This window comes from Marinobacterium nitratireducens, from assembly GCF_014645375.1.
GTDB classification, from domain to species: domain Bacteria; phylum Pseudomonadota; class Gammaproteobacteria; order Pseudomonadales; family Balneatricaceae; genus Marinobacterium_A; species Marinobacterium_A nitratireducens.
In genome coordinates this window covers 624,242-638,940 of sequence record NZ_BMLT01000002.1, presented here as the reverse complement: position 1 = coordinate 638,940, position 14,699 = coordinate 624,242, and the positions used below count along the sequence as shown (strand labels likewise).

The 14,699-nt window shown below is 64.9% G+C and carries 7 protein-coding genes; all 7 read right to left on the bottom strand.

Annotated elements, in window-relative coordinates:
- Positions 1-68 precede the first annotated feature (68 nt).
- Positions 69-845 (bottom strand): TatD family hydrolase, encoded by a 777-nt coding sequence (locus IEX85_RS05780; RefSeq protein WP_188859331.1) that lies wholly within the window; start codon positions 843-845, stop codon positions 69-71.
- A 441-nt stretch (positions 846-1,286) separates the two neighbouring features.
- Positions 1,287-2,873, bottom strand: a complete 1,587-nt coding sequence (locus IEX85_RS05775; protein WP_188859329.1) for a peptide chain release factor 3 — start codon at positions 2,871-2,873, stop codon at positions 1,287-1,289.
- A gap of 130 nt (positions 2,874-3,003) precedes the next feature.
- Positions 3,004-4,788, bottom strand: coding sequence for a TolC family protein (locus IEX85_RS05770; protein ID WP_188859327.1), 1,785 nt, complete (start codon positions 4,786-4,788; stop codon positions 3,004-3,006).
- A gap of 19 nt (positions 4,789-4,807) precedes the next feature.
- Positions 4,808-5,869, bottom strand: coding sequence for a peptidoglycan-binding domain-containing protein (locus tag IEX85_RS05765; RefSeq protein ID WP_188859325.1), 1,062 nt, complete (start codon positions 5,867-5,869; stop codon positions 4,808-4,810).
- Between the two features lie 196 nt (positions 5,870-6,065).
- Entirely contained in the window at positions 6,066-7,253 is a 1,188-nt protein-coding gene (locus IEX85_RS05760) for a beta-barrel domain-containing protein (RefSeq protein ID WP_188859318.1), read from the bottom strand.
- Positions 7,250-9,433 (bottom strand): type I secretion system permease/ATPase, encoded by a 2,184-nt coding sequence (locus tag IEX85_RS05755; RefSeq protein WP_188859315.1) that lies wholly within the window; start codon positions 9,431-9,433, stop codon positions 7,250-7,252. Before IEX85_RS05755 ends, IEX85_RS05760 begins: the two co-directional genes overlap by 4 nt.
- Before the next feature lie 98 nt (positions 9,434-9,531).
- Complete coding sequence (locus IEX85_RS24125; RefSeq protein ID WP_188859313.1) at positions 9,532-14,637, bottom strand: Ig-like domain-containing protein; 5,106 nt, start codon at positions 14,635-14,637, stop codon at positions 9,532-9,534.
- Positions 14,638-14,699: the final 62 nt, after the last annotated feature.

Below are 14,699 nucleotides of genomic sequence, written 5' to 3'. Positions count from 1 at the left end.
TCCGAGCGGTACGGAACCCTTCGCCGCGGGGAAGTGCCCGTAAGTTTGGGTACGCGGCTACGGGCGTCTCAGATAGCCAGCAGCCGATGAACGTTCGCGGTGGTGCGGCGCGCGATCTCTCCGGGTGGCTCCGCTCGCAGCGCACAGAGTACGTCGAAGGTATCCCTCACCCGCTGCGGGCGGTTCGGTTCATCGCGCCAGCCAGCCAGCGGCATGTCCGGCGCATCGGTTTCCAGCACCAGTGCATCGAGCGGTAAAGCCGACGCCAGACGACGCAGTTTGGTCGCACGGTCATAGCTGATGGCGCCACCGAACCCCAGTTTGAAGCCGAGTTCGATATACTGCTGCGCCTGCTGCTCGCTGCCGGAAAACGCGTGCACGATACCCGCCCTTCGCAGTTTCGCCCGACGCAGCGCCTTGAGCATCTGATCGTGCGCCTTGCGCACGTGCAGCAGCACCGGCAGGTCATGACGCGCGGCCAGATCGAGCTGCGCCTCAAGGTAGAACTGCTGCTGATCGCGATCGGCGTTGTCGATGAAGTAATCCAGCCCGATTTCACCCACCGCCCGCGCCGTGCCTGCGGCCAGCCGCGTCGCCAGTTGCTCGAGATGTTCGGGGCGGTGCTCGGACAGAAAACAGGGATGCAGCCCCAGCGCCGGATAAAGCCGCGGGTCGCTTGCGCAGAGCCGCTCGACGCGTTCCCAGTGCTCAGCGGTCACGCCCGGCACCAGAATTTCCGTGACGCCGGCAGCCCGGGCTTCGGCCAGCGCGGTATCGCGCCAGCCGTCGAAGGCCGGAAAATCGAGATGGCAGTGGCTGTCGAAGAGCGACGGGATGGCATTCATGGGCTTTAACGCGACCGTGGTGGATAACATCCAGAGACTAGCACGGAAGGTGACGGGTGACGGGTGACGCGGGTGACGCGGGTGACGGGTGACAGGTGACAGGTGACAGCTTTGTAGGTTGGGTCTAGCGGCGAAGCGACCACAATGGACTGTGGGAGGCCGCCCCGTGGGAATGCCAGCATTGCAGGAGCAAATGCTGGCCGCGTGACCGCCAGGGACGGCGGGAATACTTGAATTGCAGGAGCAAATTCAAGTATTCCCAACAGGGGGAGGTTCGAGGTAAGACAGTGCCAACCGAGACCAATCGATCTGTAATGCGATCGATATGATGGGGCCGCGATGCCCGAGCCGCGAGACGTCGGTGGGGCTGGTGCGGATGCATCGCTTGTCCCATCCTACCCGTCACCCGTCACCTGTCACCTGTCACCTGTCACCCAAAAATCAATGCTCCCGCGTGGCGCGGAAGGCAACGTCCGGCCAGCGCTCCTCGGTCAGGCTCAGGTTGACGCGGGTCGGCGCCAGGTAGGTCAGCAGGCCGCCGCCGTCGATGGCGAGGTTGTCGTAGGCCTTGCGGCGGAAGTCCTCGAGCATCTTGTTATCGCTGCACTCGACCCAGCGCGCGGTCTGCACGGTGACGCCCTCGTAGACGCAATCCACCTTGTATTCGTCCTTGAGGCGGTAGACGACGACGTCGAACTGCAGCTGACCGACAGCACCGAGCACCAGGTCGTTGTTCTTGAGCGGCTGGAACAGCTGCACCGCCCCCTCCTCCGACAGCTGCTGCAGTCCTTTCTGCAGCTGCTTCATTTTCAGCGGGTCCTTGGGCCGCACGCGACGGAACATCTCCGGCGCGAAGTGCGGAATGCCGGTGAACTTCATCGACTCGCCGGCGGTGAAGGTATCGCCGATCTGGATGGTGCCGTGGTTGTGGAGACCGATGATATCGCCGGACCAGGCTTCCTCGACGTTCTCGCGGTCACCGGCCAGGAAGGTCACCGCATCGGCGATCTTGACGTCCTTGCCGATGCGGGTGTGGCGCATTTTCATGCCGCGCTCGTATCGGCCCGAGCAGATGCGCATGAAGGCTATGCGGTCGCGGTGCTTGGGATCCATGTTCGCCTGAATCTTGAACACGAAACCGCTGAAGGCTTCTTCGTCGGCGGCCACCGGGCGCTGGTCGGTCTGGCGTGCAATGGGCGCCGGTGCCCATTCGACGAAGTCGTTGAGCATCTCGCGCACACCGAAGTTCGCCAGCGCAGTACCGAAGTAGACCGGGGTCAGCCTGCCGGCCATGAAGGCTTCCTGATCCCACTGATGGGTGGCGCCTCGCACCAGCTCCATCTCCTCGACGAAGTCGTCGTACTCGTCTGCGAGCAGCTCCCTGGCCTCGTCGGAGTCGATGCCCTTGATGCGGATGTCCTCGGACAGCACCGCGTTTTTGCCGGGCTGGAAAACGTGGATCTCGTCGTTGTAGAGGTTGTAGACACCCTTGAACTGCTTGCCCATACCGATCGGCCAGTTGATCGGCGCCGCCTCGATGTTCAGCACCTCCTCGATCTCGTCGAGCAGTTCGATGGGATCGCGGATATCGCGGTCGAGCTTGTTGACGAAGGAGAAGATCGGCGTGTCGCGCAGACGGCAGACCTCCATCAGCTTGATGGTCCGGTCCTCGACACCCTTGGCGCCGTCCACCACCATCAGCGCCGAGTCGACCGCCGTCAAAGTGCGGTAGGTATCCTCGGAGAAGTCCTCGTGCCCCGGCGTATCGAGCAGGTTGACGGTACGGCCGTTGTACGGAAACTGCATCACCGACGAGGTGATGGAGATACCGCGCTCCTGCTCCATGCTCATCCAGTCGGACGTGGCGTGGCGGTCGCTCTTCTTGCCCTTGACGGTACCGGCGGTCTGGATCAGCTGACCGAGCAGCAGCAGCTTTTCGGTAATGGTGGTCTTACCGGCGTCGGGGTGGGAAATGATGGCGAAAGTCCGGCGTTTCGAGACTTCGCGCTGAATAGCGGCATTGGACATTGATGAAAATCTTCTGATCGGTCGCGGAACGGCGCAGCCCGGGCCACCGCGAGCGGTGCTCGGGGGCTGCGTCTCCGTGACAATGGTCGGGAATGGCGCCTATTTTCCCCGATCCGCGGTCGTTTAACAATCAAAGCGCCGATGCTGCGCGTTTTTTCACCGGATCCCCGGCCGCCGCGGCGATAAAGGCTTCGAGCACACCGAGCTCCGCCGATAGCCTGTAGGTCAGACGATACAGTCTTGAGGTCGTGTCGAGCGACTGCAGGGCGATGTTGAAGCCTTCCCGCTCGATATTGATCAGATCCTCGATATCACGATACCCGGCGGTAAACTGCTCCAGGTAGGCCTCACGAACCGAACCGACCTCCCGCAGCTGGGTTTCGATCGCCGGCAGCGCCCGCGCCAGCGCACGTTCCTCCTCGAGATAGCCCTGTACCTGGCGACGCAGGTCGCGCCGGGCCGAAGCCTGCTGGAAACGCGCGGCTTCCAGCCCCTGGGTTTCGGCGCTGACGCGCCGGAATTCCGAGAGCCCCTGAAAGTTCATGCGCGCGCGCAGTGCGAAATAGGCATCTTCCTCGATATCGCCGCCATCCTGGCGCCGATAGCTGCTGCCTTCCAGCACCAGCCGGGGCTTGAGCGCCGCGCTGGCGCCCTCGACCTCGGCCTGGGCCGCCAGCACCTCCTCGACAGCCCCGAGGTAGACCGGCGAGCGTTCGATAAGGCGCTCGAGTGCGGCGTCCGAATCGAACAGGTATTCGCTGCTGCGGTAGGGCGGCGTCGGCAGGGAACCCGCCTCCGTGCCCACCAGCAAACGATAGTCGCGGCGTGCCCGCGCCAGCTCCCCCCGCCGCAGATCGAGCTGCTCGTCGGCGAATGCCTTCGCCTGCGTCATGCGATCCCGTTCGCTGCTGTCCGAGTAGCCGCCCAGCGCCCGCTGCGTAACCAGCACGTCGAGCTCACCGAGACGCCGCTTGAGCGCCTCCACGGCCTCGACCCGCTGGCGGGCATAGAGCACGTCGAGATAGACCCCGGCGACGTCGAGCGCGATATCGTTGCGGGCCACCAGAATCTCGGCGTTCTTCTGCCGCTGCCGCGCCTTCGCCGCATCGACGTCACTGCCGACGAGCCCCCAGTCGTAAAGCATCTGCGAGACCAGAATATCGAAACCGGCTTCGCCGCCGGAAAAACTGTCGTCCTGCCCCAGCGACAGCTCCAGCGCCGGCAGGTAGCCGTCCCGGGCAATGGCAACTTCCGTTTGCGCACGCTCGTAGGCATAACGCCGCGCCGCCATTTCCGGGTGCCGTGCGATACTGAGGGCCACCGCTCCCGGCAGTCCCTGCCCCGCGGCCGGAGACTTCACAGCAGGGCCGGGCCGGACGCCGGCAACAGGCACTGGCGCAGCCGATGCCCCCTCCTGCACAGGCTCGGGCCAGAGCCGGGTCTCCATCCGGGCCGGCGGCTGTGGTTCGGGCCGGTCGACGGGCCTGGACTGGTGTACATCGGACGCCAGCAGAGGGGACGGTGCCGGAGCCGGCGTATCCGCCGCAGCCCCGGGAGCCTGCAGTGTCCGCGGCGCGACGGCTTCGATGTCCGCTGACTCCCCGGCCGCAGACACCACCACCTCGAAGCTGCGGACCGCGGGATCGCCCGCCAGCACGAAAGACACCCGCGCCAGTCCGGGCGCGAGCGACTGCAGTTCCAGTTCCGCACCCTGCGCCGTCGCGCCGAGGACCGCAGGATCCGAGATCTCGACCCGCTGCAGGTCACCTTCGAAACGCAGATGCTGTTCGGCACCTACGACCAGTCGGAACGCCGCCTGGGCCTGCGGCGCGATCAGCAGCAACGCCAGCAGTCCGGCGGTCAGCGTGCGTTTGCCTGCGGTTTTGCGCTCAGATGCATCCGTTGCGTAAGCCATGCAGAATCCGTTGCCCCTGTCAGTCCAGTACGATCCCCAGGTGCTCGAGGCTTTCGTACGTCAGTGCCCCGACGGCCAGACCGTTCTCGACCTGGTAAGCGCTCAGCGCGTCCACAGTGCGGGTGCCGACGAGGCCGTCGATCCGGCCGGGATGGAAACCGCTGTCGAGCAGCCGCGTCTGCAGGCGCCTGACGAAGGTTTCGCTCAGCTGATCATCACAGACGGCCCGACGCGAGACGATGCGTGGCTGGCCTTCGTAGCGGGTAACGGTGAGGGCCTCGGTTACCGCCGGTATCCGCTCCATATCCACGGTCTCGGCCCGCACCAGGTTCTGGACTTCGACGCTGTCGGTCTCGGCGTCGACGACGACCGGTACCGCCCGGGCCGGCTCGGCCACGACCCAGCGCGCCACCTGCCGGGTCTGGGCCGGTTCGATAATCACACGGGTCGCTTCCGGCTTCACCAGTTCACGCCGCTTGAAAGTTCGCGTCTGCTGCGGAATCTCGCCGGTACAGAACGCCATGGCGCCAGTACCACGGGAAAAACGCGTGCCGGCGCTCTGGCAGGGCTCCATGGTTGCCCGCGCCTCCTCGACCACGACGGTGACATCCTTTTCCTCGTAGACCGCAGGCTCCACTTCATAGCGGATGACTTCCGGTCTCACTACCACGTCCTCGACCACCTGTCGGTATTTGGCCGGAAGGATCCGGTAGGTGGTGGTTCCCTCGCGGGTCACCACCGTCTTGAGGCCTCGCTCCAGCTCGGCCGGCGTCACCGTGATCCGGCTGGCGGAGTCCTGGACCAGCACCTCGACACTTTCACGCAGCGGCCTTGGCTTGACCTGGGCGTAGACCCAGCACTGACCCGGCTCGACACCCGCCGTCAGGTCGGCACCGTCGAGTGTCCCCCGGTATGCGGGTGCAGCAACGGTGGGCTGCAGGTCGGGGGCTGTTGCTGTATCCAGGGTTTCGCTGCTGCGCTTCTGCGGTGCAAACGCCTTCCCGGCATCATTCTGATAGCCCAGAGAGCTGCAACCCGAGACCAATAAAACGGAAAGGAAAACCCCACCTCTTTTAAACATCAAAACCAATCCTGTTTGATAATCCATGCCGGCAAACGCTTCAAAAAAAAATAATAGCCACGCGACGGGACCAGGCAGCATGCGAATAAGAAGCACCCGCTACAACCCCGTCGAATTACCGGGAAAACATATGAAAAGGCAGACAACTATAGCATCGGCGCCTGACCTTGTAAGCGCCTTTTCCCGTCTGCTCTCTTCAGTTGAATTCCAGCCGCGACAGCGGGCGAACCAGATAACTGAGCACGGAGCGCTCGCGGGTGCGAATATCGACCACGGCGATCATCCCCGGCTTGATCGGTAATGACTGACCGCCATGCTGCAGCGAGTTTTTGTCCGTTTTGACCAGAACCCGGTAAAAGGCCTCCTCGCCTCTGGGCGTGCTTTCTTCCAGAGTATCGGAACTAATCTGCACCACTTTCCCCTCCAGCCAGCCATAAACGGAGTAGTCATAGGCGCTGATTTTCACCGCCGCCGACATCTGCGGCGCGATAAAGGCGACATCCTGCGGCAGCACCCGGGTCTCGATCAATAATTGATCATCCAGCGGCGTGATCTGCATGATTTCCTCACCCGGCGCGACCACGCCGCCACGGGTGGTGATCGCGATATTGTTGACCACCCCCTTTACCGGCGACAGCAGGCGCGTGCGGGCCAGCTGATCCTGCTGCTGAACCAGCGTCTGTTCCAGTACCGCAAGTTCCGCCCTGCTGGCCACCAGCTCCGCATAGGCGTCCTGCATGAAGCTGTTCCTGAGTTCCGCCAGACGGCCCTTCATCGACGCCACTTCGCGGCGCAGCTTGAGCAGCTCCATTTCACTGACCGCCTTTTTTCTCACCAGCGCCTCGACGACCTCAACCTGCCGCGTCGCCGCGGCCAGCTCTTCACGAATCGAGCCCAGCGCCGACTGCAACCGCGTGCGCCGCGCCTCGAACAGGCGGCGCTCACTTTCGATCTCCGGCCATTCCTGTTCCAGCCCCTCGGGAAAGGCGATCTGCGCCTCGTCGAAAACTTCCGCCTCGAGCCGCGCAATCGCCGCTTTCAGCTCGCGCTGCTTGATGCGGGACTCCTGAACGACGCTGTGAAAGCGGGTCTGGTCGAGCAACACAAGCGGTTCGCCCGCCTCCACCACCTGCCCTTCCTGCACCAGGATATCCGCCACGATACCGCCTTCGAGACTCTGCACCGACTGCTGCCGGCTGGTCGGAATCACCGTGCCCTGGCCGCGGGCGACTTCGTCGACCCGGGCCCAGGCGGCCCAGGCCAGCAGGCAAAAGACGCTGAGCATGCAGGCCCAGAGCAGAGGCCGGGTCCAGGCGCTGTCGAGCGAGACCTCGGGATCCCCCAACTGGCGCCGCAGCGCCCGCGTATCGATACCCTTACTCATGCGGTGGTCGCCTCCTGCCGCGCACCGTCACGACGGGCGGCGCTGGCCGTTGCGCTCAGCACCTCCTGCAAGGGGCCATCCAGGGCCCGCTGCCCCTGCTGCAGCACCAGAGCGTACTCCGCCCAGGCCAACAACGCCCGCTTGTGGGTCGCCAGTACCAGGGTCCTGCCCTCAAGCCAGGGCTCCAGAGTGCGTATCACCCGGTTTTCGGTGTTCTGATCCAGCGCCGCGGTGGGTTCATCCATCAGCACCACCGGCGGGTCCTGCAAGATCAGGCGCGCCAGACCGACGGACTGCCGCTGCCCGCCCGACAGGCTCTGGTTGCCGGCGATGGGCAGATCCAGCCCCAGCGGATGGCGGCGCACGAAATCGCCGAGCCCGGCCATGTCCAGCGCCGCGACCAGACGGTCGTCACCGCTATCGCCACCACCGAGCAACAGGTTGTCGCGAAGCGTGCCCTGGAAGAGCGCGATATCCTGCGGCATGTAGCCGATATGCCGACGCCGGTCGACCGGATCCACCTGAGCCAGCTCGCGATCGTCCAGCCGCAGGCTGCCCGATGCCGGATCGAACAGCCCGGCCAGCAACCGCAGCAGCGTCGACTTGCCCGAGCCGTTGCCGCCCAGCAGTACCCAGCGTTGTCCCGGCCTGATTTCCAGCCGGTCCAGCGCCAGCACCGGCACGGATTGCGCATCGTATCGCCAGCAGACCGACTCCAGCCGATAGTGGCCGTCGACACTTGCCAGACGCGCGAAGCGCCGCCCCTCGGGGCGCTCGACGGGACGCTGCATCAGCTCGTCCAGCCCCTCGAACGCAACCCTCACCTGCTGCCAGCGCGCCAGCAGCTGCGAGACCTGCGCAAAAGGCGCCAGCGCCCTCGATGTCAGCAGCGAACAGGCGATCAGCGCGCCAGCGGTCAGTTCACCGGCGAACACCAGGTATACCCCGGCAATAACGCTGGCGACATAGGCCAGCTGCATCGCCGCCGTCGTCCAGCTCGCGATCCAGGCATTGAGATTGCGTGATCTCAGTCCCCGGGCGCTTTGCGATGCGCTGAGCCGCTGCCAGGTCGCCAGTGCCCGGCCCTCGCCGCGGTTGGTTTTCAACGTTTCCAGATGGTCCACCGACTCCAGCAACAGGGCGTTGCGCACCGCCGCCTCACGCATACCCTCGCGCGCCAGACGAGCAATCAGCGGCTGGCACAGCAGGCTCGGCAGCACGATCAGCACAATCGCCGCCAGTGGCACCAGCGCCACGGGGCCGCCGATAAAGGCGATCAGACACAGAAACAGCAGACTGAAGGGAAGGTCGCCGCAGGCGCCCAGGGTACTGGCGGTAAAGAACTCACGCACGATTTCGAAGTCGCGCATCTGGCTGGCGAAGGCTCCCGTGGAGCCGGGCCGCGAAGCGAGCCGAAGACTGATAGCCTGCTGAAACAGACTGCGGGACAGCGCAAGATCCAGCCGCTTGCCACCCTGCTCGATTACGACCGAGCGCAAAGCGCGCAACAGGAACTCAAGCCCGATGGCGATGAATACCCCCAGCGCCAGCGCCCAGAGCGTGCCGTCGGCCCGGGTCGGCAGCACCCGGTCATAGACCTGCATCACGAACAGCGCCGATGCCACCGCCAGCAGCGCCGCCAGCAAGGACGCCAGCGCCACCTCGGCGAAGCGACGCCACTGCCTCCCCACCAGATCACGAAACCAGTGCCCAGAGGCCGCGCGGGCATAACCGGCTGCGCGCCAGTCGTCCTGACCGGCAGGATGAGCCACCAGCACCCGCCCGCGCTGCAACGACCGCAGCTGCTCCAGCGGCATCCGCAGCTCACCGCCGGTCACGGGGCTCAGCAACCTGCTTTCCTGCCCGTCGATGGCCAGCAGCACCAGCGGCTGGCCGTCATGGGTATCGATCAGGCAGGGCAACAGCGTCTCGCCGAGCTGCCCGGGCTCGGCGTCAAGCAAGCGGGCAGCAACCCGATGATGCGCCAGCAGCCCGGGCAGCTGCTCCCAGCGCACAGGGCCCTGTTCCAGCGCGGCGCCATAACGGAGCCGCGCCTCGTCGAGGTGAAGATCGTACCGCGCCAGCAGGCAACGGACGGCGGCAAGCAGAGGGTCATCGCCACCGGCCTGCCCGGCGACCGGCTCGATAGGCCTTAGCGAAGGACTGAATCTGGCTTCCATAGGCGCTCATGCTCCCTGGACGAACAATACACCGGCAACGCTCGTGCTCAGGCAGCGAGCTCCACAACGGGGCCGGTCCCGGCCCCGTTCCCGCTCCGTCAGACGGCTCCGATCACGGTCAGGTCGTCGTCGACCTGAACGATGGCGACACCGAGCTGGTACTCGACATAGTCATTGCCCCCCGCCGTGGTACCGGTGCCGGTCTGTACCGCGCCGTCGAGCTGCACGCTGTCGCCCTGGTCGCCCGTCACGTAAAGCAGGTCATCGGCGTCGGTCAGCGCCACGATGGCATCCTCGTCCAGTATCAGGTCGTTGGCACCGCTGCCGCCAAGCGAGATCTGTTCGATATCGTTGACCCGGGTCGGATCGATGTAGTCGCCGGAGGCTGAATCGACGAAGTCGAGTACAATGCCATCGCCGGTCAGCAGCAGCACGTCTTCGCCGTCGCCACCGTTGAAGGTGTCACTGCCAAGGCCGTCGTAAATCAGCAGATCGTCCCCGCCGTCGCCGTTGAGGACGTCGTCGCCGGCCCCCCCACGCAGCAGGTCGTCACCGCCGTTGCCGTTGAGGGTATCGTTGCCATCGTAGCCGTACAGGCGGTCGCTGGCCGAGGTGCCATCAAGGGTTTCATCACCATTCCCGGGCGTGCCCTCTATCAGGGCGTCATCCCCGGTATCCAGCACGTTGGCGTCCGCCAAGCTGCCCGCACCGGCCGAGTCGCTAAGGCCGTCGCTGTCGGTCGCGGTGATGGTGATTGCGGCGAGCAGGTCGGCATTGAGCACGGCGCTATCGAGCGTTACCGAGGCCAGCAGCTCGTTTATTGCGAGGTTGTCGATAACGCCTCCGCCCGCGGCGGTGATCGTCAGCGTCGAATCGGTGACCAGCCCCGTGATAAGGACGGTATTGGTGACGACATTGACACTGATACCCAGCTCGTCCGCAAGATCAGCGGAATAGCTCCAGCCGTTGTTGAGTACCGCCAGCAGTGGGTTGTAAACAATTTCCACCTGCTCCAGATTCCCATCCCGATCGAAGGCGGTCAGGGCCTGGGTACTAAGATCGATGAGGTCGAGCGCATCGGCACCCACAAGCCCGAGCAGGGTTGAGCTGCTGGCGGTCACGACCGGAGCGGCATTCGCCTGCACCACCACACTTTTGGAATCGCTCACCGAATTGCCGGCCGCATCGGTTGCCGTCGCGGTAGCGCTATAGGAACCCTCGGCCAGGGGCGATGCCGTCAGATCCAGCGTCCAGTTGCCGCTGCCGTCGACACTGAGCTCGCTGTCGGCGGCTGTATAGGTGGTGCCGTCGAACTCGACGCTCAGGCTGGTGCCATCGTCCAGGTCCAGGGTGCCGTTGATCAGCAGACTGGTATCGGAGGTGATGAAGTCGGCATTGTCCACGCCGTCATCAACCGTGATGCTGTCGATGCTGACGGTACTGCCGTCGGCATCCGCGTCTATTGCGGTATCGATCGTCAGCGCAAAGGCGGCGCTGAGCGCACTGTCGTTACCCGCCGCGTCGGTCGCCGTCGCGGTAAAGCTGTAGCTGCCGTCGGCCAGCATCGCCGGCGTGAAGGTCCAGTCACCGCTGCCGTCGGCCGTGGCGGTGCCGATCTCGGAACCGTCCTGGAAGATCGTGACGGTGCTGTTCGCTTCGGAGGTGCCGGTCAGGGTCGGGGTGGTATCGTCGGTGCTGTCACCGCTGGATAGCGGATCGGTCAGGGCTCCGACATCGTCGGCGGCGCTGACGATTGTCGGCGCCGCCGGCGCCGTGGTGTCGATGGTCAGCTCGAACGGCGCGCTGAGCACACTGGTGTTGCCGGCGGCATCCTCCGCCGTCACGGTGAACTCGTAGGTCGCGTCGGCCAGCGCCGCTGAGGTGTAGCTCCAGTTTCCGCTGCCGTCGGCGGTGACCGTCGCGACGCTGCCGCCGTCCTGGAAAATTTCGACGGTACTGCCCGCTTCGGCGGTACCCACCAGGGTCGGCGTCGTGTCGTTGGTGCTGTCGCCCGAGGCCAGATCGTCGGTCAGCGGGGCGACGTCATCCCCGGCATGGCTGATCACAGGCTGTGCCGGCGGGGTGACATCGACAAGGCCGGCATCGACCGTAACGCTGCCTTCCGGACTGACATTGCCCGCCGCATCGGTTGCAGTCGCCGTAATCACTGTTGCGTCAGCGATATCCGGATCGGCATCCACGGACCAGTTGCCGCTGCCATCGGCCACCACCGTGTAATCGATGCTGCCATCGTCGCCGACATCGATATTCACCGTACTGTTGGCTTCGGCCGTACCGGTAATGACTGTGCCATCTGTGGGATCGATAACCGGTGCAGCCGGTGCGGTGGTATCCAGCGTCGTGGTATCGGTGATATCCCCGCTGTTGCCGGCCGCGTCGCTGACCGTCATCGTCACCGTCAGGGTGCCATCGGCCAGACCTGAGAGATCCTGCCCGGCGACCGAGACGTTGCCGCTGCCGTCGACGCTGATATCGCCCGCGGCGACGTTGAGGGTGGTGACACCGTCGCTGATGGCGATGCCGTCCACCGTGGCGCCGGACTCGACGGTGCCGCTCAGCGTCACGCTGGAGGCTTCCGCCGCGCTCAGCAGCTCGTCGCCGCCGTCGTCGAAGGCAATGGCGTTGCTGCCGTCGCCGGTGGCGGGACCGGTGGTATCGAGGGTGGTGGTATCGGTGATATCCCCGCTGTTGCCGGCGGCATCGCTGACCGTCATCGTCACCGTCAGGGTGCCGTTGGCCAGACCCGAGAGATCCTGCCCGGCGACCGAGACGTTGCCGCTGCCGTCGACGCTGATGTCACCCGCGGCGACGTTCAGCGTGGTGACACCGTCGCTGATGCTGATGCCGTCCACCGTGGCGCCAGCTTCGATGACACCGCTCAGGGTAACGCTGCCCGCCTCGGTGGCGCTCAGCAGCTCGTCGCCACCGTCGTCGAAGGCGATGCTGTTGCTGCCGTCGCCGGTAGTCGGCGCCGTGGTGTCGATGGTCAGCTCGAAGGCCGGGCTGGTACCGCTCTCGTTACCCGCGGCATCGGTCGCGGTGACCGTATAGCTGTAGGAACCATCAGCCAGCGCCGCCGGCGTAAAACTCCAGTTCCCGCTGCCGTCCGCTGTGGCGGTACCGATCTCGCTGCCGTCCTGGAAGATCGTGACGGTGCTGTTCGCCTCGGCGGTGCCGCTCAGCGTCGGGGTGGTGTCGTCGGTACTGTCGCCGCTGGAAAGCGAGCCGGTGATCGTCCCGACATCATCGAGGGCGCCGCCGATGGTCGGGGCCGCCGGGGGGGTGATATCGGGCGTGGACATATCGACGGTCGCGCTCGACTCGGGGCTGACATTGCCCGCGGCATCGGTTGCCGTGGCCGTGACCTCGGTGCCGTCCGCGAGATCCGGATCGAGGTCGACCGACCAGTTACCGGCGCTATCGGCCATGACGCTGTAGTCGGGACTGCCGTCGCCGTCGACGTCTATCTCGACGGTACTGCCCGCCTCCGCGCTGCCGGCCAGCAGGGTGCCGTCGGTCGGATTGATCGTCGGCGCCGCGGGGGCGCTGGTGTCGACGTTCAGCTCGAAGGCGGCACTGAGGCCACTTTCATTGCCGGCGGCATCGGTCGCTGTGGCCGTAAAGCTGTAGCTGCCATCGGTCAGTGCCGCCGGCGTATAGCTCCAGTTGCCGCTGCCATCGGCGACAACTGCGCCGATCTCGCCGCCGTCCTGGAAGATCGTGACGGTGCTGTTCGCCTCGGCGGTGCCGCTCAGCGTCGGGGTGGTGTCGTCGGTACTGTCGCCGCTGGAAAGCGAGCCGGTGATCGTCCCGACATCATCGAGGGCGCCGCCGATGGTCGGGGCCGCCGGGGGGGTGATATCGGGCGTGGACATATCGACGGTCGCGCTCGCCTCGGGGCTTTCATTGCCCGCGGCATCGGTCGCGGTGGCCGTGACCTCGGTGCCGTCCGCGAGGTCGGGGTCGAGATCGACGGACCAGTTGCCGGCACTGTCGGCCATAACGCTGTAGTCGGGACTGCCGTCGCCGTCGACGTCAATGTCGACGCGGCTGCCCGCCTCGGCGCTGCCGGCCAGCAGAGTGCCGTCGGTCGGATTGATTGTCGGCGCCGCCGGCGCCGTGGTATCGACTGTCAGGGTGCCGGTGACAACGGTTTCGTTTCCTACAGCATCCGTCGCTGTCACGGTGATATCGTTGTTCCCTTCCGCCAACGGGTCCAGGGCGCCGTCCGGCAGGCTCCAGGTGCCGTCCCCGTTATTGACGGCCTCGTAGTCCTTGCCGTCCACGGTAACCACCACGGTGGCATCCGGGTCATCGACGGTACCGCTCAACGCCGGCGTGTCGTCGTTGGTGACTTCAGTGTCGAAGGTCACCTCGGGGGCGGTCTGGTCAACGGTTACGGTTTCCGTCTCGGTCGAACTGTTTCCCGCACCATCCGTCGCCGTGACACTGATTTCGTTATCCCCTTCCGGCAGCGGGTCCAGGGCCCCGTCCGGCAGCGACCAGGTGCCGTCGCCGTTGTTGACGGCCTCGTAGTCCTTGCCGTCCACGGTAACCACCACAGTGGCATCCGGGTCATCGACGGTACCGCCGAGCGCAGGTGTTTCATCGTTGGTGACAACGGGATCCAGCCCAACCGACGGCGCCAGCGTATCCAAGCCTTCCCCGTCATCGACTTCCCCGTCGCCGACTGTGTCGCTGTCGTCCGATGGCTCGTCGTTTTCGGCTGTTTCGTCGCGGGATCCGGACGATGAGCCGCCACCCCCACTGGCACCGCTGGCCGCCAGCGCAGCCAGACCGGCACCCATTGCACCGGCAAGGAACATACCGCCATCGAGCTCCTCGAAGGTATCGGCAACGGCGTTAAAAGCAACCGGCAACGGCCCAGGCACGGGATCGGCTGCGATATCGGCCAGCCATATTTCCCCGTCAAAATCGGCACCCTGCAGATAGAGATGACTTTCGGATTCGTAGAGAAAGAAATTCCCCAAGGTGATGGTTTCACCCGTCAGCAATTCGATTATCAGGTCATCTTCGCTGCGGGACAAGGAGGCAATCTGATCGGGTGCTATATCGAGCGTTATATCGCCCGCTTCGGTCAACTCGATAACATCTGCATTTCGAATCACTTCCTTCTGGTTCGACAGATCACCGTGGGATGACACTTTGATTAACACGGGCATACCTTTCCTCCATGCCACAAGCGCAAGCTTTAACATCCATATCAAAAGCAGATTTTCACCCG

Excerpts from the sequence above, each read along its gene's own strand:
- IEX85_RS05780 (WP_188859331.1), bottom strand. The coding sequence starts at position 845 with ATGAATGCCATCCCGTCGCTCTTCGACAGCCACTGCCATCTCGATTTT.
- IEX85_RS05775 (WP_188859329.1), bottom strand. The coding sequence starts at position 2,873 with ATGTCCAATGCCGCTATTCAGCGCGAAGTCTCGAAACGCCGGACTTTC.
- IEX85_RS05770 (WP_188859327.1), bottom strand. The coding sequence starts at position 4,788 with ATGGCTTACGCAACGGATGCATCTGAGCGCAAAACCGCAGGCAAACGC.
- IEX85_RS05765 (WP_188859325.1), bottom strand. The coding sequence starts at position 5,869 with ATGTTTAAAAGAGGTGGGGTTTTCCTTTCCGTTTTATTGGTCTCGGGT.
- IEX85_RS05760 (WP_188859318.1), bottom strand. The coding sequence starts at position 7,253 with ATGAGTAAGGGTATCGATACGCGGGCGCTGCGGCGCCAGTTGGGGGAT.
- IEX85_RS05755 (WP_188859315.1), bottom strand. The coding sequence starts at position 9,433 with ATGGAAGCCAGATTCAGTCCTTCGCTAAGGCCTATCGAGCCGGTCGCC.
- IEX85_RS24125 (WP_188859313.1), bottom strand. The coding sequence starts at position 14,637 with ATGCCCGTGTTAATCAAAGTGTCATCCCACGGTGATCTGTCGAACCAG.